This is a genomic window from Jeotgalibaca caeni, from assembly GCF_028863945.1.
GTDB lineage: Bacteria > Bacillota > Bacilli > Lactobacillales > Aerococcaceae > Jeotgalibaca > Jeotgalibaca caeni.
Genome location: NZ_JARBEA010000045.1, coordinates 1 through 20,836 on the forward strand (window position 1 = coordinate 1; position 20,836 = coordinate 20,836).

The following is a 20,836-nucleotide window of genomic DNA, read 5'->3' on the forward strand; positions in this document are numbered from 1 at the left end:
TGTATTGCCATCCCTATTATACTCCTGCACGTGATTTTCCGTCATGGCATAGAACGCGGAGCGTTCATAAAGTTTTTTGTGCTTATTTTACTTCTTTTTGTTGAGTAGCTAATAAGTCGCGGATCTCCATCAAGTATTGTTCAGCAGCAGGGATCTCAGCCGCAACTTCCTGGACATCCATTTCTGGATTCTTCCGTTTGAATGTATTGGCGGCTTTAATAATTAGAAAGAGGACGAGAGCAATAATTACAAAGTCAATAATGGCTTGGATAAAGTTTCCATAACGAAGCGTGGCCGTTCCGACTTTTATTGCTAAGTCTTCGATTGATGCTTGAGAAGTTAGTGCCACAATAATAGGGGAGATTAAATCCTCCACTAATGAATTAACGATGCCTGAGAACGCTGCACCGATAATGACCCCGACGGCTAAATCTAACACATTTCCTCGCATAATAAACTCTTTGAATTCTCTAATCATTGGATGTACTTCCTTTCCATTTTAAGTATGGGCTTGGTGTATAGTCATTCACGGCTATGGTTGGCGGTTGTTTCATCACGAGACGAGCGAGCTGGTATCCAATAAACGGTCCTGTCGTGAGTCCTGACGAACCCAGACCGCTTGCGACCAAGAGTTGCGGGTGGTTCGGTAATTCGCCGAAGAACGGACTGAAATCGGACGTATAAGCCCGGGTGCCGACTTTTTCTTCTAGGAGGATAGCATTTTCTAATCGTTTGAATAATTGCTGTCCTTGTTTGATTAACGAATCAGTTACCGTTTGATCCAAGATGAGGTCATAACCTTTGTCATTTTCATGGCTGGCGCCCACAATGACCTTTCCTTCACCCAGCGGCAAAACATCTACTTCTCCTTCCGGCATAACAACCGGCAATGAACCATTCTCATAGTCATCTGTTTGGAGGACCACGAGTTGACCTTTTTGACCGCGAATATCCACTTCCCATCCTAGTGGTTTGAGAAGTTGAGGCAGCCAAGCTCCGACAGCTAAGATGATGGTGTCAAAATGTAGTTCTTCTATACTCGTTTGAATAGTGGATTGCTCGGTGAGGGTAACAGCTTCTTGGCGCACGGTTCCTCCGTTTTTGGTTACGTATGTTAATAATGAACGAACCAACTCACTCCCATCAACGCGTGCACCACCCGATACATGAAGTGCATGTTCTTGGGTCTGCAAGGTAGGCAACCATTCTCTCAGCGATTCTTGATCCAGAATGGTCAAGTCACCAATTTCTGGAGCTTGTTCCCGCCTTTTCAAGCCCAATTGATATTGCTCCTCGGTTGATGCAGCCTTCTTCTTCAATAAAATAGCGCCCGATTTTCGGTAGAAGGAGGTAGAGGCGCCATCAGCGGCTAAATCTTCGATGAGCTGCTGATAAAATGCCGCTCCACCAGCGGCCAACCGGTACCAAGCCTTGTTTCGCCGCTTCGATAACCAAGGGCAAATGATTCCTGCTGCGGCCGAAGTTGCTTGCCCGGTCCCTTCGTCAAATACAGTCACAGCATGCCCGCCGCAAGTGAGATAATAGGCAGCAGTGGCGCCAACAATCCCACCGCCAATAATTGCGATTGATTCTGTCATTCAGTGTGTACTCCTTTTCTTCTTCTTCCTTCTATTATAGAACGAATAGGCAAGAAGTGACAAATTCCTCATGAAGATGGAACTTGTCACTGCAATTTATTCCCCGGTTGTGCCGCGAATTTGGCCTTCTCCAAGGACAATGTATTTATAAGAAGTTAATTCTTTCAGTCCCATTGGCCCACGTGCGTGCAATTTCTGCGTACTAATCCCAATTTCGCCACCAAGACCAAAACATCCGCCATCTGTAAAGCGAGAGGAAGCATTGACGTAAACAGCTGCAGCATCAATATCTGCTAGGAAATTTTGTGCAATTTGGTAGTCATCCGTCACAATAATTTCGGAATGACCAGTTGAATGCGTTTCAATATGTTCAATAGCTGCATCATAATCGGAAACAACTTTTACAGCTAGGATGAAGTCAAGAAACTCCGTGTCGTAGTCTGCTTCTGTTGCCGGAACAGCGCTTGGCAAGATAGCCCGTGTTGCTTCATCGCCGCGAATTTCTACTTGGTATGGTGCGAGTGCTTCCGCAAAAACAGGCAGGAACTCTTCTGCTACTGCTGCATGGACTAATAAGTTCTCGATCGCATTACATACAGAGGGGTGGTCGCATTTTGCATTTACTAAAATACGAGTTGCCATCGCCAAGTCAGCTGTTTGGTCGACATAGAGATGACAGTTCCCAACACCCGTTTCGATAACCGGTACCGTTGCGTTCCGCATCACGTTCTGGATCAAACCAGCACCGCCACGGGGAATCAGACAATCCAAGTAATCATTCATCCGCATGAATTCACCTGCTAACTCACGGGAAGGATCGGTAATTAATTGGATGGTTTCTTTTGGCAAGTTTACCGAAACAAGTGCTGCTTGCAAGGCTTTTAGAATCGCTTGGTTAGAAGCTAGTGCTTCTTTTCCACCGCGCAAAATAACCGCATTCCCAGATTTGAAGCAGAGCGCTGCCGCGTCCGCGGTAACGTTTGGACGGGACTCATAGATGATTCCAATCACGCCTAAAGGAACCCGTTGCTTCCCAATCAGTAGTCCATCTGGAGATGTGTTCATCTCTTCAATTTGTCCTACTGGATCAGGGAGCTGTGCGATTTGGCGGATGCTGTCTGCCATGCCTTTTATGCGCTCAGGCGAGAGCGTCAAGCGCTCAATCATCGGTGTAGCCAATCCTTTTTCTTTTGCGTTCTCAATATCGGTTGCATTAGCAGCAAGAATTGCTGTCTCTTGCTCGTATAGAGCTTGCTCCATCGCAAGGAGCGCTTGGTTTTTTTGGTTTGTTTTTGTTTTACGCAGCAAATTCGCTGCTTTCTTTGCTTGTTGTCCCATTTCAACTAACAATGGATTCATCATTCGTTCCTCCTTAAACATCTTGACGAGGGGTGAAGTAGGTGCCGATTTCTTTTCCAGCTAAAATTTCAAATAAAATGTTTGGGTCCTCCGATTTAGCCAATACCATACTTTGTTGGTGAGCCAGTAGGTGACTCGCTGCTTTCAGCTTGGTCTGCATACCGCCTGTCCCAAAAGACGATCCTTCTCCACCCGCACGTGCCATTTCTTCTTCACCGACTTCATGGAGGACTTGATACAAGGTAGCGTCCGCATGTTTGGTCGGGTTCTTGTCAAAAAATCCTTCTACATCCGAGAGCATAATTAATAAATCAGCTTTTGTAATCACTGCAACGATGGCAGAAAGCTGATCGTTATCACCAAATTTTGTCTCATGTTCCAGTTCATCAACAGCAACCGTATCGTTTTCGTTCACGACCGGGATAATTCCCATGCTGATCAGTGTCTCAAAGGTATTCGTTACGTTTTTCTGGCTCTCCGGGAATTCCACAACGTCCCGTGTTAACAATACTTGTCCAACGGTTTGGTTGTAGTGGGAGAAGAATCTGCTGTATAGATTCATCATTTCACTTTGTCCGACTGCTGCAACGGCTTGCTGCCCGCGAATCGTCTTCGGTCGCTCCGAAAGAAATAGTTTGTCCATACCAACACCGATTGCCCCTGAAGAAACCAACACGATTTCTTTACCTGCTTTATTTAATGAGCTCAGTACATATGCCAGGCGGTCGAATTGTTGGTAGTTTACTGTTCCGTCTGCCTTCATCAATGAGCTCGTGCCAATCTTGACAACAATCCGTTTGCTCGTCAAGATTCGCTCTCTATTACGTTCCATGATCATTCCTCTTTTTCACAATAGGTTATTGCCTATACTACCATGTATTTGCCCAAATGATAAGGATAAATCATTGCAGAAAGTGAGCGAGCATTTTATAATACAAGTAAGCAGGGGAATCACTTTTTTCATTTCAATAAAAATGAGGAGGCGATCGTATGGCGGTACAGAAGCAACAACAAACAGGTTACCTAGCAGTATGCTCCCTTGCGACAATAAGATATGAAATCAGCTGTGCACAAAAGTAGTTCTTTTGTGCACTTTTTTTGTGGAGAAGGGAGCTGCATTGCGTATGAACGGTCAAAATGAAAGAAGGCTCTTATTGCGGAAGTCTTTCCCAGCCCATGCCTTAGAGGTACCTGTTATCCGGTATACGCATTTCTTTCCACGGCGTAAGAAACCGCCTGATCATAGATGCAGACCGAATCAATGACATTATAAAGGTGGGGTTTATCATGAATAAACGTAGAATGGAGCAGCGATGTCACGACCGTTTACGGTAGAAAGGCAGTGTGATCCAACATCTCCCTCGCCTGGGGTAAAGGGCACCCTTGAAATAATCAGCTAACGACATACAAAGAGACCCACAACGTTCAAAAAACGCATGTCGGGTCTCTCTTTTTGTTAGGTTTATTCCAGTAAGCCTGCTTCCATCAAATACTGCCGAGCCACTTTTTCCGGCGTTTCTTCGCCAACATCCACTTGATAATTCATCTCGCGCATCTCATCATCGGTGATGAGACCAGCTAATTGATTGAGAATTCCTGCTAGTTCGGGATACTCGGTCAATGTTTCCTGTCGCAACAAGGGAGCACCTTGGTAGGGTGGGAATAAACGCAGGTCGTCTTCTAAAACGACTAACTCATGCCGTGCCAATTCACTATCCGTGCTATAAGCATCAATCAGGTTTATCTCCCCATTGGCAATTGCTTCGTAGCGAAGTTGGGGCTCCATGGTGCTTAGGTTTGGGAATGAAATGCCGTATACTTCTTGAATTCCTAGGTAGCCGTCTTGTCGGTCGCTAAATTCCAACGTGAATCCCGCCTGAATATCATTCGTAATCCCCGCCAGGTCAGAAATCGTTTCTAATTCATATTCCTCCGCCAACTCTTTTGTCACAGCTAGTACATAGGTATTATTGAAGTCCATCGGTTCGAGCAAGGTCAAGTCATACTCCGTTGCCAACCCGTCCTTAGCTTGCTGATAGACCGTTTCCTCATCTAAATTAGCTAAATCTTCGTTCAAGAACGTAGAGAGAACAGTACCAGTGAATTCGGGGTAAAGGTCTACCTGACCAGAACGAAGCGCATTGAATACAAATGTTGTTTTGCCAAAGTTTGGCTCCACCGCAACTGTCAGGTCAGAATGCTCTTCAATCAGCAGCTTGTAGATGTTCATCAAAATTTCAGGTTCCGTTCCAAGTTTTCCTGCGGCAGTTAGATCGTCTTCCTCTAGCAGGAAGGGCACCAGAATCAATGAGATCATTGCGAGTGCGGTCGCGCCTAAAATAAAGGCGGATTTTTTTACAGAGATACGTTGCAAAAGACCGATGAAACCATCAAATAAGATGGCTAACAAGGCAGATGGAATGGCACCCAAAAGAATCAGGGTATTATTTCCGCGGTCGATTCCCAGTAAGATGAGGCTGCCCAATCCGCCAGCACCAATCAGAGCTGCAATTGTCGCGGTTCCAATAATCATCACCATCGCTGTTCGAATACCTGCGATAATGATGGGCATAGCGAGGGGAAGCTGTACTTTCATTAGTTTCCGCTGCCGATTCATTCCCATGGCATCTGCTGCTTCTAGTAAGGCAGGATCGATTTCTGAAAGGCCGGTATAGGTGTTCCGCAGAATCGGTAGCAGTGCATAGACGACTAAGGCAATAATAGCAGGAACCGTACCGATACCTACCAACGGAATCAAGAGTCCCAAAATCGCCAGAGAAGGAATGGTTTGAAAGACAGCCGTTACTTGGATAATCGGACTAGCGATTTTTTTGTGATTGGTGAGGAAAATGCCTAATGGAACGGCAATGACAATCGCAATTAACAGAGCAATCATGGAAAGTTGAATGTGTTCAACGAAAGCTGTTCCTAAGTCACCACTGCGTTCTTGGAAGGTTTGAAGGAGTGTATTCATTGTGCCACCTCTAATCCTTCTTGTGCCAAGTAAGCGAGTAGCCCTTGCTGCGTCACTTCACCAGCACCTTGAATCGAGACAATGGGACGCTGCGAGAGAAGTTGAACCAACGTTTCCACCGATTCCTCCATGGATAGAATGGGAGAGGAACCAGATGTCGCTTCTTGACTAAAGCCCGCTTCCACTAAGTGCCTGATTTTGACTGCTTCCTTGTAGTTTGGCAGCCCTGTTTGAAGAAATTCCCGCACAAAATCATTCTTCGGCTGCTCCAGGATTTCTTGAGGTGTGCCAATCTGTTCGATTTTCCCATGGTTCATTAAGCAGATTCGGTCTCCTAACTGTATTGCTTCTTGCATATCGTGGGTAACAAAAACAATCGTTTTTTGCAACTTCCGCTGTAATTCGGTAACATCTTTCCGCAGTTGATGGCGGCTAATGGGATCCAGCGCGCTGAACGGTTCATCCATCAAAATAATGTCAGGATCTGCCGCTAAAGCCCGGATGACCCCGATCCGTTGCTGTTCTCCACCAGACAGAGCAGAAATTTCCCGATTCCGGTACTGCTCTGGATCAAGCCCAACGGTCGTAAGTAATTCCGTTACTCGCTCGCGCATTTTTTCTTTGGGCCACTTTTTCATTTCCGGAACGACTAGGATGTTCTCCTCCACGGTCATATTGGGAAAGAGGGCGATTTGTTGGAGAACATAGCCCATATTCCAACGTAATTCCTGTAAGTTAAAGTCGCTAATGGGTTTCCCGTTGACTTCAATCCAGCCAGAGGTTAAAGGAATCAGCCGATTAATCATTTTGAGAGTAGTCGTTTTTCCGCTACCACTAGGTCCGATTAATACGAAAAACTCACCATCGTTAATTTGTAAGTTAATCCCAGAAACAACTGGCTGACCAGGTGTGTACTCTTTGGATACATCGGTAAATTGAATCATAGGAGCCTCCTAGACCTTTATTTTTATCATAACAGAAAATATAAAAACAGCTATTATTTTGGCACCCATCCGAAACACGGTATAATAAAAGGAGAAGCATAAAAAGAAGGAGGATTTCCTATGACACATAAAAATCGCCATGTATTGGGTTGTTATGACACGTTGAACGAGGTAGTGGACGTGATTCGTTACTTGAAGGAGAAGGGATTTACGAATGAAGAGATTACGTTGGTAACGAGGGAAGATTATGTGCCGCAGTATGCCAACCGTACCGATGTTTCCTTCAGCACGGAAGAAGAAGTAATGAGTGAAGCAGAACCAAGCGAGGAAGAAACGATTTGGGAGAGAGTAGCCGGTACTTTTTCTGTGGAACGTCATACGAATACACCGCACACACCCGATTACCGTACCGATGATGATCCACTCTATGCGTATCAAGACAATTTGGACCGCGGCTGTGTAGTAGTTTTGGTGGACGGACTGAAACACGAGCGGATTCAAGAGGAAGAACCAGCGAATCAAGAAGAAGTGGTTGAGCCGGATCCAACGTCCCTACTAGATGCGACCGACGCGATGCGTTCGAACGTCATCATGTCAACAGGGTCAGACTCCGTTATAGACAGCGGGATTGCGCCAGAAGTGGTAGATGAAGGGAACTTACATGATCATGATTCCCATACAGAATGAAAGTAGGTGGAGTTTATGAGAAGGAACGACCCTTCTACATGGATTACGAAAATAGTTTGGCTAGCTGGGTTAGTTCTATTGATATGGGGCCGCACCTATTTGAATGAGCAAGTCTTGTGGCGTCTCTCATCTGGAAGAGAAGGCGTCATCCTCGTTACTTGGATTTACTTTTTGATTCCATTTCTAACGGGACTCTATTTATCTCTCTTGCTCATCTGGAGTGACTTCAGAGTGCAAGACTTTTCTCTTTTCGTCGTTATTTTACTGCCATCGCTCTTCTTCTCCCTTGCGTGGCCATTGATGCGGACGGTTGATTTCTCGAAAATGCCCTATCTACTCGTTCGATTGATCGGAATTTTAGGAGCAAATGAAATTCTCCCCTTGGTAGCAGGGTTCACGCTCTTGCCAAGCCTACGAATTGGACAACCAACTCGGAAGAGAAGACGATAAAAGGGAGTACAGGGAAAAAAATTTCCTGAGCTACCCACAATGATCGGAAAATGGGTAGCTCAGAGAAAAAATAATTCTGAGCTACCCTCTTTAATGGAAAAGTGGGTAGTTCAGAGCTGAAAAAATTCTGAGCTACCCTTTTTACCTCCTCCATAGCAAAAAAAGCAGCCCCACTCGGAGGCTGCTTTTTCAAAGGAGTTGTTCTTTACTTGGAGGAGCAAAGAATAAAAAGATTGTTTGTGATTGGCTTACTATTATAATAACCGCTAATTATGAAGAAATTATGAAAGGTTTGTAATGTTTTTTAGAAATATTCCTTCCTACACGCTCTTGGGTGGAAATGGTATACTGAATGTAGCAAAAGGTAGGAGGAGTTTCTTAATGAAAATTGCATTAATCGCCCATGATCGTAAAAAAGATTTGATGATTCGACTTTGTACGGCCTATCAGCCGGTTTTAGAAAAGCATGAATTATATGCAACTGGTACAACTGGACTTCGCATCCAGGAAGCAACGGGTCTAGAGATTCACCGTTTCAAATCCGGTCCTCTCGGTGGTGACCAACAAATTGGTGCGCTGATTTCCCAAAATGAAATGGATCTCGTCATCTTCCTGCGTGACCCACTGGCTGCCATGCCGCATGAACCAGACGTAACTGCATTGATTCGTTTGAGTGATGTGTACGAAATTGCGTTAGCAACGAATATTGGTACTGCCGAAGTATTGCTTCGCGGAATGGATGCTGGTTACTTAGACTGGCGCCGTTTCTACAATACAGAGGAAAAAGACGATTTAACTCCTGGATACTAATGAAAAAGAACTCTAGTCACTCTGTTAAGAGTGGCTAGAGTTCTTCTGTGTTTATAAATCAATTGGTTTTCCGCCAGTAACACCGTAGATTTGACCAGTGATGTAGCTTGCTTCATTTGATGCGAGCAACACATAAACAGGCGCAAGTTCTACTGGTTGGCCCGCACGTCCGAGTGGGCTGTTTTGTCCAAAAGTAGGAATTTGTCCGTCTAGTTTTCCGTTATCCAGTTGGAGCGGTGTCCAAATTGGTCCCGGTGCAACCCCGTTCACGCGCACTCCTTTTTCAGCAAAGTAGGCCGATAGAGAGACCGTGAAGTTGCTTACGGCACCATTTGTCGCTGCGTAATCCATTAATGGTTCGCTTGGATCGAAGGATTGTACTGAGGTGGTGGTCACAATCGCGCTTCCAGGTTCTAGATAGTTTTCTGCAGCCTTCACAGTTTCAAACATACTGATAATATTTACCTTAAATGTATCTTCCACTTGCTTGATGGTTAAGTCGCTTAGGGAAGGTTGGGCAATTTGTTGGGCGGCATTGAGTACCAAGATGTCCAGAGCGCCAAATGCTTCTACGGTTTTTTCCACGATTTCTGTAGCAGCACCATCTTCGCGCAAGTCATAAGGGAGCAGTAAAGCTTTTCTGCCTTCCTTTTCAATCAATGCTTTCACTTCATTGGCATCCTCTTCTTCACCAGGGAAGAAGTGAATCGCCACATTAGCACCTTCACGGGCATAAGCAATCGCAGCGGCACGGCCGATTCCTGAATCGCCTCCTGTAACCAAGGCATTGCGTCCTTCTAGACGGTTATATCCCTTGTACGATTCTTCTCCACAATCCGGCTTCGGCATCATTTCATTCTGTAATGCTGGAGTATTCTGTTCTTGTTCCGGAAACTTCTCTGTGTAATATAGTTTACGTGGGTCGACTAAATTTGGGTTTCCCATAAAAACTCATCTCCTCTATTGGTTTTGTTCTTACATCTATTAGGATAACAAGAGAAAAAATGAAACGCTATTGAAACGCATTTTCCAAAGGTTCCTTTTTCTCAAAAATAGGTGGTTTTGCTATAATATAGAAAACTTGAAAGGAGTTGCCTTTATGATTGTGTGGAGTGGAAAGGGAATTTTTACGGTTCTATCGCTTGTGCTAGGCTTTGTTACCTTAGCTATATTAGAGCCGATCATCCCGATTGTAAGAACGCTTGGGGCAGGGTTTGTATTTTTAGTTGCTGGAGGATTCAATCACTTGTTCTTAAAGGTAGTTCCATTTACCAAAGTGCACCCAGATCGCAGCTTTGTGGATCAAGAAACAGGGCAGGTTTTACGTGTGAGCGATGAAGGTTCCTTGTTTTCTCCGTCGTTTCTTTGTTTTCTAACTAAACTTTCTAGATAGTCATCTTCTGGCGTATGCGAGTGAAGATGATTATTTTTTTGTTTATAAGGTATAATCAAGATAGGGACAGAATTACGATAAGGGAGTGGGTAAGAGTGACAGTAACGATGGGCTTTATAGGATTTGGTAAAAGTACGAACCGGTACCATTTGCCGTACCTTTTGATTCGCGAGAATATGCGTGTAAAAACCATTTATAATCGTCGGCGCAAACCGGAATGGGAAGAGGAGTATCAAGGAAGTGAGATTTATTTCACTGACCAGTTGGACGAATTACTGGATGACCCAGAAATTCAGTTTGTTTCCATTACTACACCACCTGCAAGCCACTACGAATTTGCGAAACGTTGCCTCGAGAAGGGAAAGCATGTGCTCGTAGAAAAGCCGTTCGTAACGAACCTAGTAGAAGCTGAAGAATTGCTAAAGCTGGCTAAGAAAAAGGGACTCGTTTGCATGCCCTTCCAGAATCGCCGCTTTGACAGTGACTTCTTGACGGTGAAGGAAGTACTGGCGAACGATTGGCTAGGAGAACTGGTTGAAATCGAATCGCATTTCGACCGTGATCGCCCAGAAGACTCGGATGCACCCGGTGAATACTATGATGGAGCCTTTTATGGGCTAGGTGTCCATATGTTGGATCAGGTAATTTCCCTCTTTGGCGTACCCGACTCCGTCACCTATGATATTCGGACGCTACGCAACAAACGTAATCCAGACGACGCATTTGAAGTACAGCTGTTTTACGGAAATTTGAAGATTATTTTGAAAATGAGCCACCTAGTAAAGGTTCCTACGCCGAAATTTATTCTGCATGGGAAGAAAGGGAGCTTCTTGAAGTATGGAATTGACCAGCAAGAAGACCATTTGAAAGCAGGGATGATGCCAGGCGATGAAGGATTTGGACTAGATCCGGTTGAATCCTACGGGCGAGTCGCCTATGACGATGAGAATGGAACGCGACAGGAAGAGACGGTTCCAACTGTATTAGGTGACTACGGCCAAGTATACGATTTCATGTACGAGGCTATTGTGAATGGGGAAGATAAGTTAGTCTCCGATGAAGACATTCTGACAACAATGAGAATTTTAGAGGAGGCTTTTAATAGCCCGAACCCTAAAATCGTTTCTTTCAAAGACTAAAAAACTGGAAGTGCCCGTTACGGGTGCTTCCAGTTTTTAATAGGTTAGGCTTGTTTTTTCGCCAAGATAAGTTTGGTTGCTTCCATGAAGAGGACGGCTCCGATTGCCAATCCCAGAGAGATCAGGAGTTGCGACCAACCAAAGCTTCCTGGAATGGAGAAAATACCACGTACAGCAGGCAAGAGTGTGAGTCCGTACAAGGTTCCAGACAAGGCTACTGCCCAAAGAATCGCTTTGTTCGAGAAGAATCCAGCTTGAACAGCGGTTTGGGAATTAGAACGTGCTGGGAAACTTTGCAAGGTACGAGAGAGAATCAACGTCGAGAATGCCATCGCTATACCCATTTCTGGCGAAGATTGGGAACCAATAAACTGAGCCAGAATAACAGCTGCTGCGATTAAAATACCACGGTAGAGAACGGACACGAAGGTTTCTCCAGAGAAAATTCCTTCCTTTGGATTACGAGGCTTCCGCTTCATCACATCTGGCTCGCCTTTTTCCATTCCGAGAGCAATCGCTGGGAAGGAATCGTTCACTAAGTTGATGAAGAGAAGCTGAATTGCTGTGAAGGGGCTAACCCAATTCATGATTAACGCAAACACGATGGCAATAATCGCACCGAGGTTACCGGCAAACAAATAAGCGACCGCTTTTTTGATGTTGGCATAAACGTTTCGTCCAACTTCAACAGCTTGTACGATGGAGACAAAGTTATCATCGGTTAAGACCATAGCTGCAGCATCTTTTGCGACGTCGGTTCCGCTTCCCATGGCGATCCCAATATCCGATTGCTTCAAGGCGGGGGCGTCATTGACACCGTCTCCTGTCATCGCGGAAACATGTCCTTTGTTCTGCCATGCGCGTACGATACGGATTTTATTTTCTGGTGAAACACGTGCGTAGACGGATACTTTTTCCAGAATCAAATCTAGTTCGCGCTCGCTTAAGTTATCCAACTCGCTACCAGTCAGGGCGATATCACCTTCTTCAGCAATCCCAATGTCTGTGGCGATGGCTTGTGCGGTCGTTTTATGGTCACCGGTAATCATGAGGGTCTTGATTCCCGCACTTTTTGCTGAAGCAACGGCATCATAAACAGCTTCGCGTGGCGGGTCAATCATCGCCATCAATCCAACTACGATAAGGTCTTCTTCTGTAGCAAAGGATAGTTCTTCTTGATCCTTCAATGGCTTGTAGGCCATTGCCAGAACACGAAGTGCACGTTTAGAGAAAGCTTCATTTTGATTTTGAAGCTCAGCTAATCGCTCTTCGTTGAGCGGCAGCACTTCTCCGTCTATAAGAATATGGGAGCTGCGGTTGAAGACAACGTCTGGTCCACCTTTTGTCAGCATCAAGCGTTGTCCGTCAATGGTGTGGACGGTAGACATCAGCTTTCGGTCAGAGTCAAAGGGTAGTTCTGCTTCACGCTGGAACATGTCGCGCAGTGTTTCAAACGATTGGTTGACCTGATTACTGAAGGAAACGAGAGCCACTTCAGTAGGATCTCCAATTTCTTTTCCATCTTTTGTAATGCTTGCATCATTTGCTAGAACAGCAATTTGTACGAAACGACTTTCGTCCGTAGACCAAGTAGCAGGATCTGCGTTAAAGGAACCGGTCGAACCATTCGGCAAGTAATAATCCACGACAGTCATTTTGTTTTGCGTCAGTGTACCTGTTTTGTCGGTTGCGATGATGCTCGTTGAGCCTAGTGTCTCTACTGCCGGCAATTTACGGATCACGGCATTCTTTTTCGCCATTTTTTTAGTTCCTAACGACAAGACAATCGTTACAATCGACTGCAAGGCTTCTGGAATAGCTGCGACCGCAACCGCGACGGCAAACATAAAGGCTTGCAGAAGAGCAGGTCCGACTGCTTGCGAACCTTCTAAGAAAATACGAGCTACTTGGATCCCCAAAATCACAACGGACAAAGCGAGGATTCCCAATCCCAGTCTTTTACTGAAATGATCCAGGTTCCGTTGTAACGGCGTTTGCTGGGATTCAGCACTGTTTAGCAAATTCGCGACCTGACCAATTTCTGTGTCATTCGCAGTTTCTGTCACTACATAAGTGCCGCGTCCATATACAACGAGGGAACCGCTATGCACCATATTGATACGGTCACCAACCGGCACAGCACCACTAATGTCCATTACCTCTTTCTCAACAGGATCGGATTCCCCAGTCAGCATTCCCTCATCGACTTTCAAGGAACCTTCTTCTAACAAACGTCCATCAGCTGGTACATGGTCACCTGCTTCTAGAAGTACCACGTCCCCAGGGACAAGCTCACGAGCAGGGATTGTGGTTTTCAATCCATTACGGATGACTTTCGCTTCTGGAGCGGAGAGTTGTTTTAGTGCATCCAAGGAACTTTCTGCCTTCCTCGTTTGAACAACACTCACGATAGAGTTTACCAACAACACTGCAAAAATAATAAGTGACTCTACCGCATGACCCATTACCATTTGAATGGAGGCAACAACCAGAAGGACCAGTACCATCGCATCCTTAAAGGTGTCGAGAAACAGTTTGACGAACGAATCTTTTTCCTTCGCCTGCAACTCGTTATAGCCATGTGTAGCTAAACGTGCTTGAGCTTCCTGATCAGCCAGACCTTGCGGGGAACTACTCAAATCCGCTAAAATTTTTGTTAATGACTTTTGATAAGTAGCAAGACGATTTTCTTTTTCTGGCATCGGTGGTTGTGGGGCATGGTGGTTACGAGTTTTTATTTTTTTGTGTACATTCTGTTTTTCCATTTATCAATCTTCCCTTTTTTATTAGTTTTTATTGTTTAATTTTTATTTTACTTCTGTTTACGGTTCCGCCGTAGACACCTCCACTTGGCTAATTGGGGAATAAAAAAAGAGACTCATGCACGCACTCATCCTGAAATGGATGAATGGGCATAAGTCTCACTATTTAAGGCAAGTCCAGATGACTTTCGTCAACTTATTGTTGGTACTTGCTACAGCTGTAGCTGCTAGTTACTCCCTCACGGGCCACGTATTAAGTTCTTTCATAATATAAAGGATGTGTCACAAAATTGCAAGTAAAAATATGGATATGAGCAAAAAAATTTTTCTAAGCTTCCCGATTACGACGAATCTAGCTTTTTTTGAGATTGTAAACCCTTTAATAAAAGTAGATAATAGACATAATGACGAATGAGGAGAGTAAATCCATGAAAAAATGGGCGCAATTATTTATGTTAACCGGAACCTTGATTAGTTTAACCAGTTGCAAGAAGAGCGAAGGAACGGTAGAAGCAGTCGGACAAGAAACAGAGAAGCAAGTTTTTTCTTATCTGGATGCGTTGACGAAAGCTGAAAAAACAGCTTACGAACGCTTTTTTAAGGAAAAAAATATTCAGGCTCTGGAAGCGTTCGCACCTGAAAAAATTATAGTTATTTATCTGCACTCTGTAGTAATCGATGACGTAGAAGCGATTCGCGCCCTCACTTATAATGACGGAACTCTCCCATATCTTGACCTTTTCCGAGAAACATATTATACAAAAGGATGGTCCCAACAAGAGGCAGACGCGACCTTAGATTACCGATTCTATGACGAAATAAAGATACAAGATGAAAATAAAACAGAAGACAGCGTGACCGCAGAAATACAAATAACCTATGGCCTTCGAACAAACGCCACCTTATATACCTTAAAAAAGCAGGAGAACATCTGGAAGTTGGACATTTGGCAAGGTATGGCTGAATAAATTTACATCTATGCAGAACCACAATCCAAACAACCATACATAAAAATTAGGTATTCTATGAGAGTGCGCTTGGTGACTTTGAATCGTTCATTGAATAACCATTCAATTCCTGTATATATGACAGATCCAAGGACGCAGTCACCTTTATGAAAACGGAGGAGGAAATAAATGAAAATTGACATACCTCCAAAAGAAGGAAGCGAAAGTGTTTTTGGCTCATGATGTTACGAGGAACAAAAGACCGAATTCAACCGCAGAATAAAAAATCAATTGACGATGTTTCTCCAGATGGCAGGGGTGTCCTATTCTCTGGAGATTGAGTGAAGGAAGGTAGTAAAGTGGAAGCTTCGAAATTGTGGAACAATTTTATAGAACAGTATCCCCAGTACCAAAATCAGACTTACGAATCTTGGAGTTACGGCGCAGCCCCAGATGAACTGGCGACCTTAACCTTAAACGGGACAAAAACCGCCACGGCTTCCGGTTACGAGTTATATGGAATCGAAAACGAACCTTTGCCGGAAGTTGGAGAGTTCAATGTGATTTTAGACGGGCAAGACAATGCCATCTGTATCACCCGCACGACAAAAGTTTATGTGGTTCCTTTCAAAGAAGTAACCGAAAGCCATGCATTCAAAGAAGGAGAAGGCGACCGTTCCCTTGCGTATTGGCGGAGAGTCCATATCGAATTTTTCGAAAAAGCTTATCAAGAGGGGGGCATCTCTTTCCAGCCTGACTCGAAAGTTGTTTGTGAAGAATTTGAACGGATTTTCCCGGAGATGAACGATGGAAATTAGGAAAGCAATTCTAGCCGATGCAGCGTCCATCGCGAAAGTACAAGTAGATAGTTGGAGAACCACGTATCAAGGGATCGTATCGGAAGAGTTCTTATCTGCTATGAGTTACGAAGACAGAGAACAAAAGTGGAAGAATAGCATCCCCGATCAAGCGGGGAAGATATAAGAGGGCTCTATTAAAAACGTAAGTAGAATCGGCGTTGGACGATTTTACCTACGTTTTTTGGTGTGAAGAAAGACTCCAACATTTGGAAAGTGGAGGTCTTACATTTGAGCGATTCCATGTAACAGTATAACAAAAAGAGTACTGAAAACAGTGAGTGTACCAAGAAGCAATGCAAAGCAGCGATTATTGCGAAACTCCCTGATTGTCCAGAATCCCGCACCAAGTAGGAGAATGATCCAGATAAAAGTAAAGAGAAAGTCTGCTATCACAGTAGGCAACAACAAATATACGCCAAATAGATAGAATAGCCAGTTAACAATCACAGCGCTAAAGGATGTCCTTGATCCTTGATAGGGAGTAGGTTGTTGTCTCCAAGTGAAGACATTCAGTATGACTAGCCCCAAAAATAAAAGCCCTGAAACAGGCATCAAAATCATGGTCAAACTCATCATGATCCCACCTCTCTTTGCTTACAGTATAACCGAAGCAAAAGAGCGAAAAACGATTAACATAAAATTTGGACAAATCTTAAGGAGTGTGGTTTTTGGTCTCTCATAGATCGACTTAAGGAAATGGAGATGAACTTCTAAATATCCTGGAAAAAAGAAAACTTTCGATTAGTGAAGTGATTGATATCTTCATCAATGCGATGGATACCAGAATGTTAATTTTAGCGGAGGGATTGATCAACATGGAGAAAAAAATTAAGGAATTGATGCTTGAATCAGTATGGAAACGAGCTATTATTATTGGATTAGTAATAGCAATTGGTTTTGGGGGAGGGTATTTAATTTCTCAGAACACACCTTCTATCTTCAACCTTTCACCGCAGTGGCTGTTGCTCATTGGCGTAAGCTTAGGACTTTTCATGGGATATGTACTTGGAATTTTGAGGGGGATTCTCCGGGTAGTGAATGTTACTCAAAGGGAAGACGTTATTTTACCTACAGGCAGACTGAGATTTGATGGAGTAAAAAAATAAAAAAGGTCCGTTAAAACGTATCTCTTTAGTAGGTAACTAGAATCACTAGAGTTCCTTCTTATCCCTTTTCAATTTCTAGTTGGACTATGTATCTATGGATTCATAAAGTTCAGGAATCAAATGTAGTCTGAAAAATAAAAATCCGATCCCACACGTGATGGGATCGGATTTTTTAATAGATTAATCTATTTTTTCATTACCGATAGTGAAGATGGATAGCCAGATAGAATGCAATAGAGAGAAGATAAGTGATATCCTCCACAACAATCCCTACTTTGCTGGTAGTGATTTTTTTGGCGAAATAAAACTCTCCGATGATAAATCCTGCACCGAGAATCAAGAGAGTGTAAAGGTTAAGAAAATCAAACCAAATAATCAAAAGAAAGGCACTGAACAGGGGAATAAAAAATTTGAATAGATAGGAATTATGATATTCTTCAGGTAATATGCCAAAACGATCAAACATAAAACTCCTCCTTGTCGATGTCAGAAAGTCTTAAAATAGAAACTAAGTGGTACGGCAAGGATGAACAGCTGAACGATTACCGCATAAAGCCACTCTTTCTTCCCGTAGACCGCTTGATTGATGAAACATAACTCTACAAGTAAATAAAAAATAAGAGCAATTATTGTCAATAATATGGATAAATTCCTAAAAAAGACAAGCCATAAAAAGATGCCGAAGAATAAAACGTTAAATCCAATGTAGTACTTTTCAAGTCCAATAGGCAGTTTTTCAGAATGCGGTTTCATTTGTGTTCCTCCTTAAAAATTAAAGTGGCATGATTGAGAAAATTATAACATATGCTCATCGTCTACGGTCAATAGACAGACGTGTAATGGAAGAAGGAGCGAAATGAGATGGCAAAAGTGGAGTGCGATTTATATGGCGATTTTGATATGATTCTTCAGGATATGGAGGACACCATTCTGGGAGGCAGTTTTTCGGCGAGTATGGAAGATGGTTCGGACTTTTTTGTAGGGAATTGTCGCTGCGCAGTTCGCGTGTATGAGCGGTATAGTTTTTTTGGCGGGAACCGTGTGAGTTTGAATCTTACTCTTTTAGAAGCTGAAGGGCAGGTGAAGTTGAGTGCCATTACTTCTGGTGGCAGCCAAGCAGTCTTCTTTAAGGTGAATACATTAAGTGAAGAAACGTTTTTGGATACGGTTCGAAGTGTGATTGATGATTATCAGCTGTAAAAAAATGATTCTCCGAATCCAGGTTAGGATCGGAGAATCATTTTTTTATAGAGTGCAGTTTTTCAAGCCATCTTACAAACGACGAACGGCTTCTTCAACATCACTGTCTCCAGCCAGAACTTCGAATTCTTTTTTAACCGTGTTGTCATTACGTAACACGGAAACGAGCGTTTGAGCGACATCTTGGCGCGGTATTTCGTTAATATCGTGACCCATACCGACTTTAATGCGACCCGTACCAGGAACGTTAATCAAAATGCCTGGATGAACGATGGTCCAATCTAAATTCGTGCGATTCTTCAACCATTCGTCCGCATAATTTTTGGCGATGGTATAGATTTGCAGCTCATGTTCTCGCGCCATTTCCTCCCGGCCTGTGCGGAAGGTGCTGACCATGATAAACCGTTTGATGCCCGCTTGTTCTGCCGCGGTCATGGCTTTAATGGCTCCGTCTAAATCAATCAAAATGGTTTTTTCGAGTCCGCTACCACCAGCGCCCGCACTAAAAATAACTGCGTCTACACCTCTCATAGCTTCCGCTATTTCTTCTATTGAATTTTTTACCAAGTCTAAAAGGACGGTTTCAATCCCTCGTTCTTCGAAGAAATCAGCTTGTTCGGCTTTACGAATCATCGCAACTTCCCGAATAGTAGAATCATCTTTAACAAAATCAGCAAAGTGGCGCGCAACTTTTCCATTGGCACCTACAACAAATACGTTCATTTGGAAACTCCTTTCAAATCATTCCTTATCTTTAAACTGGTATTTATAAATCGGCATGTCTTCATCCTCACCGTACGTTTCGATGAGCGGCAAGTTGGCTAGCGTGGTCATATCTTCTTCCGAAATGGTAAAGTCCATCTCCGCGTTACTTTGAATATGATTCTTTTTGGAAGATTTCGGCAGAGCGACCGTACCAAGTTCCAGAACATACCGGATACATAGCTGGGCGGCCGAAACACCGTACTTTTCAGCGGTTTCTCGAACGACAGGGTGGTCGAGAATAGCGCCATGTGCGATTGGTGAATAAGCTTCAACAACGATATCTTGGCTCTGGCAAAATGCAATGAGATCAGTGGGAATGTTTGTGATGTGGGCTAAGATTTGGTTTACCATGGGTTTGACTTTCCCATTTTGAATCAGGTTCTCTAAGTCCACTTGTTCAAAATTTGAAACACCGATTGCCCGGAACTTTCCGGCCTCGTAGGCTTCTTCAAAAGCACGCCAGGTTGCAAGGTTGCCTTCGAAGTAAAGATCTTCGCCTCGGTAATCATGCCAAGGCTGCGGACTATGAATCAGCATGAGATCGATATAGCCAATATCTAAACGTTCTAAGGATTCATTGATGACTTTGACAGCATCGTCGTAGTCTTTAATATGAGCCTCTACCTTCGATGTAACGAAAAGGTCTTCGCGATTCACACCTGACTCCTTAATCCCGCGACCTACGCCTTCTTCATTTTGATAACCAGCAGCTGTATCGATATGACGGTAGCCTAACTCAATCGCATCTTTTACAACTTGAACCACTGCCTCATTCTCAATCATCCAAGTCCCTAAACCTAGTTTTGGAATTTGAACACCATTTAATAAAGAGTACGTTTCGTTTAAAATCATCGCAGTTCCTCCTTTTAATCTTTGTTTACGACGTAGCAGAGTAACAGATAGAAGGGTACCAGGGTTCAGTATTGCAACGGAAACGAAAGGAACGACAAGTTTGCCTGTGAGGATAAAATTGAATCATTTTTCTAAGTGTACGATATTTAAGAGTTTGGATACAGTATTTAGCTTGTTTGACGGTCTATAACAAGAATGTTAGACTTTTTGGAAAGGTTCTTTAAGGGCTTAAAGAGGGTAGGAGTTGAAAGAGTGGAGTATATATTTGATAATAGAGGACCATTCCTGGCTGGAATGTTGCTAGTTTTAGTATTAGGTTTTCTACTGATTGGTAGTGGAATTAAAATTAGAAAGAAAAATAAAAGGATGGGCTGGATTTATATTGTGTTAGGAGCTGTTTTCTCCGTTTTTATTATTTATATCATCCTTTATAGCATGTTGTTTGGAAGGATTTGGTAATGAATGAATCTAACGGGAAGGAGAGAACAATGAAACGAGAAATAAAAATGGAATTATTTATTTGGATTGCGGTCATGTTGCCTATATTGATACCAGCATTCATGACAGATGATGTTACGAATGTAAAAAGAAGAATGGTTGTGTTGTTTGTATTAGCTTTAGTTTCTCTTTTTTCGATGGCAAGACATGCAAGTGGTGTGAAAAATCGCCGACCTAGTAATGAATGACAGCTAAAGCTGCAACGGCTATGGCAACTGGAACGAATAATGGGGCTGGGACAAAAGTCCCCAATCCTAAAAAGTTCCACACCATCGAACGACTAAAGGGTGTGGAACTTTTTTACTTTTCGCAAAGATTTTTAAATACAAAAAGAACACCCTCTGGTAAAATTAGAGTAACGACAAACTAATTTCAGGGGGTGTTCTTTATGTACAAACAGTATACTATAAACCAAGTGATTTTGCCTCTAGATTTGGAATTTAAATTACAGAAAAATGATGTCGCTTTTGCCGTGAACGACTTGGTGGAAAG

General features: G+C 43.4%; 25 protein-coding genes and 1 pseudogene. 13 read left to right on the plus strand and 13 right to left on the minus strand.

Going from position 1 to position 20,836, the window contains the following annotated elements; all coding sequences use genetic code 11:
- Window positions 1-82: 82 nt before the first annotated feature.
- The 6 genes from mscL to PVE40_RS09500 all read right to left on the minus strand — a co-directional run bounded on the left by mscL (window position 83) and on the right by PVE40_RS09500 (window position 6,875).
- Window positions 83-478 (minus strand): large conductance mechanosensitive channel protein MscL, encoded by a 396-nt coding sequence (mscL, locus tag PVE40_RS09475; RefSeq protein ID WP_274731674.1) that lies wholly within the window; start codon window positions 476-478, stop codon window positions 83-85.
- Window positions 471-1,598, minus strand: coding sequence for an NAD(P)/FAD-dependent oxidoreductase (locus PVE40_RS09480; protein ID WP_274731675.1), 1,128 nt, complete (start codon window positions 1,596-1,598; stop codon window positions 471-473). The genes mscL and PVE40_RS09480 overlap by 8 nt, the downstream gene beginning before the upstream one ends.
- 96 nt (window positions 1,599-1,694) lie before the next feature.
- On the minus strand, window positions 1,695-2,957 hold the full coding sequence (locus PVE40_RS09485; RefSeq protein ID WP_420828528.1) for a glutamate-5-semialdehyde dehydrogenase: 1,263 nt from the start codon (window positions 2,955-2,957) through the stop codon (window positions 1,695-1,697).
- Between the two features lie 13 nt (window positions 2,958-2,970).
- Window positions 2,971-3,789 (minus strand): glutamate 5-kinase, encoded by an 819-nt coding sequence (proB, locus tag PVE40_RS09490; protein WP_274731678.1) that lies wholly within the window; start codon window positions 3,787-3,789, stop codon window positions 2,971-2,973.
- Between the two features lie 630 nt (window positions 3,790-4,419).
- Window positions 4,420-5,931 carry an ABC transporter permease/substrate-binding protein gene (locus PVE40_RS09495; protein WP_274731679.1) on the minus strand — a complete coding sequence of 504 codons (1,512 nt, stop codon included), beginning with the start codon at window positions 5,929-5,931 and terminating at the stop codon, window positions 4,420-4,422.
- On the minus strand, window positions 5,928-6,875 hold the full coding sequence (locus PVE40_RS09500) for an ABC transporter ATP-binding protein (protein ID WP_274731680.1): 948 nt from the start codon (window positions 6,873-6,875) through the stop codon (window positions 5,928-5,930). The genes PVE40_RS09495 and PVE40_RS09500 overlap by 4 nt, the downstream gene beginning before the upstream one ends.
- A gap of 120 nt (window positions 6,876-6,995) precedes the next feature.
- Here PVE40_RS09500 and PVE40_RS09505 point away from each other — a divergent pair, with 120 nt between their 5' ends.
- The 3 genes from PVE40_RS09505 to mgsA all read left to right on the plus strand — a co-directional run bounded on the left by PVE40_RS09505 (window position 6,996) and on the right by mgsA (window position 8,822).
- A complete protein-coding gene (locus PVE40_RS09505; RefSeq protein ID WP_274731681.1) occupies window positions 6,996-7,562 on the plus strand; it encodes a general stress protein in 567 nt (188 codons plus the stop codon).
- A 15-nt stretch (window positions 7,563-7,577) separates the two neighbouring features.
- Entirely contained in the window at window positions 7,578-8,012 is a 435-nt protein-coding gene (locus PVE40_RS09510; protein WP_274731682.1) for a hypothetical protein, read from the plus strand.
- A 381-nt stretch (window positions 8,013-8,393) separates the two neighbouring features.
- Window positions 8,394-8,822 (plus strand): methylglyoxal synthase, encoded by a 429-nt coding sequence (gene mgsA, locus PVE40_RS09515; protein WP_274731683.1) that lies wholly within the window; start codon window positions 8,394-8,396, stop codon window positions 8,820-8,822.
- Window positions 8,823-8,873: 51 nt separating this feature from the next.
- On the opposite strand, the gene PVE40_RS09520 is transcribed toward mgsA, so the two are convergent.
- A complete protein-coding gene (locus tag PVE40_RS09520) occupies window positions 8,874-9,767 on the minus strand; it encodes an SDR family oxidoreductase (RefSeq protein WP_274731684.1) in 894 nt (297 codons plus the stop codon).
- 154 nt (window positions 9,768-9,921) lie between these two features.
- Between PVE40_RS09520 and PVE40_RS09525 the strand changes: the two genes are divergently transcribed.
- Both PVE40_RS09525 and PVE40_RS09530 read left to right on the plus strand, forming a co-directional pair.
- Window positions 9,922-10,215 carry a hypothetical protein gene (locus tag PVE40_RS09525; RefSeq protein ID WP_274731685.1) on the plus strand — a complete coding sequence of 98 codons (294 nt, stop codon included), beginning with the start codon at window positions 9,922-9,924 and terminating at the stop codon, window positions 10,213-10,215.
- 95 nt (window positions 10,216-10,310) lie between these two features.
- Window positions 10,311-11,354, plus strand: coding sequence for an oxidoreductase (locus PVE40_RS09530; protein ID WP_274731686.1), 1,044 nt, complete (start codon window positions 10,311-10,313; stop codon window positions 11,352-11,354).
- Window positions 11,355-11,398: 44 nt separating this feature from the next.
- Here PVE40_RS09530 and PVE40_RS09535 read toward each other — a convergent pair whose 3' ends face one another.
- The gene (locus PVE40_RS09535) at window positions 11,399-14,056 is read right to left on the minus strand and encodes a cation-translocating P-type ATPase (protein WP_274731701.1); all 2,658 of its coding nucleotides are present in this window, start codon (window positions 14,054-14,056) and stop codon (window positions 11,399-11,401) included.
- Between the two features lie 488 nt (window positions 14,057-14,544).
- Between PVE40_RS09535 and PVE40_RS09540 the strand changes: the two genes are divergently transcribed.
- From PVE40_RS09540 to PVE40_RS09550, 3 genes are all read left to right on the plus strand, one after another.
- Complete coding sequence (locus PVE40_RS09540; protein ID WP_274731687.1) at window positions 14,545-15,084, plus strand: hypothetical protein; 540 nt, start codon at window positions 14,545-14,547, stop codon at window positions 15,082-15,084.
- Window positions 15,085-15,422: 338 nt separating this feature from the next.
- On the plus strand, window positions 15,423-15,881 hold the full coding sequence (locus tag PVE40_RS09545) for an ASCH domain-containing protein (protein ID WP_274731688.1): 459 nt from the start codon (window positions 15,423-15,425) through the stop codon (window positions 15,879-15,881).
- Complete coding sequence (locus PVE40_RS09550) at window positions 15,871-16,047, plus strand: hypothetical protein (RefSeq protein WP_274731689.1); 177 nt, start codon at window positions 15,871-15,873, stop codon at window positions 16,045-16,047. Before PVE40_RS09545 ends, PVE40_RS09550 begins: the two co-directional genes overlap by 11 nt.
- Window positions 16,048-16,145: 98 nt before the next feature.
- On the opposite strand, the gene PVE40_RS09555 is transcribed toward PVE40_RS09550, so the two are convergent.
- On the minus strand, window positions 16,146-16,496 hold the full coding sequence (locus PVE40_RS09555) for a hypothetical protein (protein ID WP_274731691.1): 351 nt from the start codon (window positions 16,494-16,496) through the stop codon (window positions 16,146-16,148).
- 242 nt (window positions 16,497-16,738) lie between these two features.
- Here PVE40_RS09555 and PVE40_RS09560 point away from each other — a divergent pair, with 242 nt between their 5' ends.
- Window positions 16,739-17,029, plus strand: coding sequence for a hypothetical protein (locus PVE40_RS09560; RefSeq protein WP_274731692.1), 291 nt, complete (start codon window positions 16,739-16,741; stop codon window positions 17,027-17,029).
- Window positions 17,030-17,225: 196 nt separating this feature from the next.
- Here the strand turns inward: PVE40_RS09560 and PVE40_RS09565 are convergent, their stop codons facing one another.
- Together PVE40_RS09565 and PVE40_RS09570 are read right to left on the minus strand one after the other, a co-directional pair.
- Window positions 17,226-17,495, minus strand: a complete 270-nt coding sequence (locus PVE40_RS09565) for a hypothetical protein (protein WP_274731693.1) — start codon at window positions 17,493-17,495, stop codon at window positions 17,226-17,228.
- 20 nt (window positions 17,496-17,515) lie between these two features.
- Entirely contained in the window at window positions 17,516-17,782 is a 267-nt protein-coding gene (locus tag PVE40_RS09570; RefSeq protein WP_274731694.1) for a hypothetical protein, read from the minus strand.
- Between the two features lie 108 nt (window positions 17,783-17,890).
- Between PVE40_RS09570 and PVE40_RS09575 the strand changes: the two genes are divergently transcribed.
- Entirely contained in the window at window positions 17,891-18,229 is a 339-nt protein-coding gene (locus tag PVE40_RS09575; protein WP_274731695.1) for a DUF6054 family protein, read from the plus strand.
- A 72-nt stretch (window positions 18,230-18,301) separates the two neighbouring features.
- On the opposite strand, the gene PVE40_RS09580 is transcribed toward PVE40_RS09575, so the two are convergent.
- Window positions 18,302-18,952 carry an SDR family oxidoreductase gene (locus tag PVE40_RS09580; protein WP_274731696.1) on the minus strand — a complete coding sequence of 217 codons (651 nt, stop codon included), beginning with the start codon at window positions 18,950-18,952 and terminating at the stop codon, window positions 18,302-18,304.
- Window positions 18,953-18,970: 18 nt separating this feature from the next.
- Complete coding sequence (locus PVE40_RS09585) at window positions 18,971-19,846, minus strand: aldo/keto reductase (RefSeq protein ID WP_274731698.1); 876 nt, start codon at window positions 19,844-19,846, stop codon at window positions 18,971-18,973.
- 252 nt (window positions 19,847-20,098) lie between these two features.
- On the opposite strand from PVE40_RS09585, the gene PVE40_RS09590 reads away from it, so the two are divergent.
- From PVE40_RS09590 to PVE40_RS09600, 3 genes and pseudogenes are all read left to right on the plus strand, one after another.
- Window positions 20,099-20,305, plus strand: coding sequence for a hypothetical protein (locus tag PVE40_RS09590; RefSeq protein WP_274731699.1), 207 nt, complete (start codon window positions 20,099-20,101; stop codon window positions 20,303-20,305).
- Entirely contained in the window at window positions 20,305-20,532 is a 228-nt protein-coding gene (locus PVE40_RS09595; RefSeq protein ID WP_274731700.1) for a hypothetical protein, read from the plus strand. The genes PVE40_RS09590 and PVE40_RS09595 overlap by 1 nt, the downstream gene beginning before the upstream one ends.
- 200 nt (window positions 20,533-20,732) lie before the next feature.
- Window positions 20,733-20,836: pseudogene (locus PVE40_RS09600) on the plus strand (transposase); the annotation flags it as partial.

Coding starts and splice junctions, on each gene's coding strand:
- mscL (WP_274731674.1), bottom strand. CDS start 478: ATGATTAGAGAATTCAAAGAGTTTATTATGCGAGGAAATGTGTTAGAT.
- PVE40_RS09480 (WP_274731675.1), bottom strand. CDS start 1,598: ATGACAGAATCAATCGCAATTATTGGCGGTGGGATTGTTGGCGCCACT.
- PVE40_RS09485 (WP_420828528.1), bottom strand. CDS start 2,957: ATGAATCCATTGTTAGTTGAAATGGGACAACAAGCAAAGAAAGCAGCG.
- proB (WP_274731678.1), bottom strand. CDS start 3,789: ATGGAACGTAATAGAGAGCGAATCTTGACGAGCAAACGGATTGTTGTC.
- PVE40_RS09495 (WP_274731679.1), bottom strand. CDS start 5,931: ATGAATACACTCCTTCAAACCTTCCAAGAACGCAGTGGTGACTTAGGA.
- PVE40_RS09500 (WP_274731680.1), bottom strand. CDS start 6,875: ATGATTCAATTTACCGATGTATCCAAAGAGTACACACCTGGTCAGCCA.
- PVE40_RS09505 (WP_274731681.1), top strand. CDS start 6,996: ATGACACATAAAAATCGCCATGTATTGGGTTGTTATGACACGTTGAAC.
- PVE40_RS09510 (WP_274731682.1), top strand. CDS start 7,578: ATGAGAAGGAACGACCCTTCTACATGGATTACGAAAATAGTTTGGCTA.
- mgsA (WP_274731683.1), top strand. CDS start 8,394: ATGAAAATTGCATTAATCGCCCATGATCGTAAAAAAGATTTGATGATT.
- PVE40_RS09520 (WP_274731684.1), bottom strand. CDS start 9,767: ATGGGAAACCCAAATTTAGTCGACCCACGTAAACTATATTACACAGAG.
- PVE40_RS09525 (WP_274731685.1), top strand. CDS start 9,922: ATGATTGTGTGGAGTGGAAAGGGAATTTTTACGGTTCTATCGCTTGTG.
- PVE40_RS09535 (WP_274731701.1), bottom strand. CDS start 14,056: ATGCCAGAAAAAGAAAATCGTCTTGCTACTTATCAAAAGTCATTAACA.
- PVE40_RS09540 (WP_274731687.1), top strand. CDS start 14,545: ATGAAAAAATGGGCGCAATTATTTATGTTAACCGGAACCTTGATTAGT.
- PVE40_RS09550 (WP_274731689.1), top strand. CDS start 15,871: ATGGAAATTAGGAAAGCAATTCTAGCCGATGCAGCGTCCATCGCGAAA.
- PVE40_RS09555 (WP_274731691.1), bottom strand. CDS start 16,496: ATGAGTTTGACCATGATTTTGATGCCTGTTTCAGGGCTTTTATTTTTG.
- PVE40_RS09560 (WP_274731692.1), top strand. CDS start 16,739: ATGGAGAAAAAAATTAAGGAATTGATGCTTGAATCAGTATGGAAACGA.
- PVE40_RS09565 (WP_274731693.1), bottom strand. CDS start 17,495: ATGTTTGATCGTTTTGGCATATTACCTGAAGAATATCATAATTCCTAT.
- PVE40_RS09570 (WP_274731694.1), bottom strand. CDS start 17,782: ATGAAACCGCATTCTGAAAAACTGCCTATTGGACTTGAAAAGTACTAC.
- PVE40_RS09575 (WP_274731695.1), top strand. CDS start 17,891: ATGGCAAAAGTGGAGTGCGATTTATATGGCGATTTTGATATGATTCTT.
- PVE40_RS09580 (WP_274731696.1), bottom strand. CDS start 18,952: ATGAACGTATTTGTTGTAGGTGCCAATGGAAAAGTTGCGCGCCACTTT.
- PVE40_RS09585 (WP_274731698.1), bottom strand. CDS start 19,846: ATGATTTTAAACGAAACGTACTCTTTATTAAATGGTGTTCAAATTCCA.
- PVE40_RS09595 (WP_274731700.1), top strand. CDS start 20,305: ATGAATGAATCTAACGGGAAGGAGAGAACAATGAAACGAGAAATAAAA.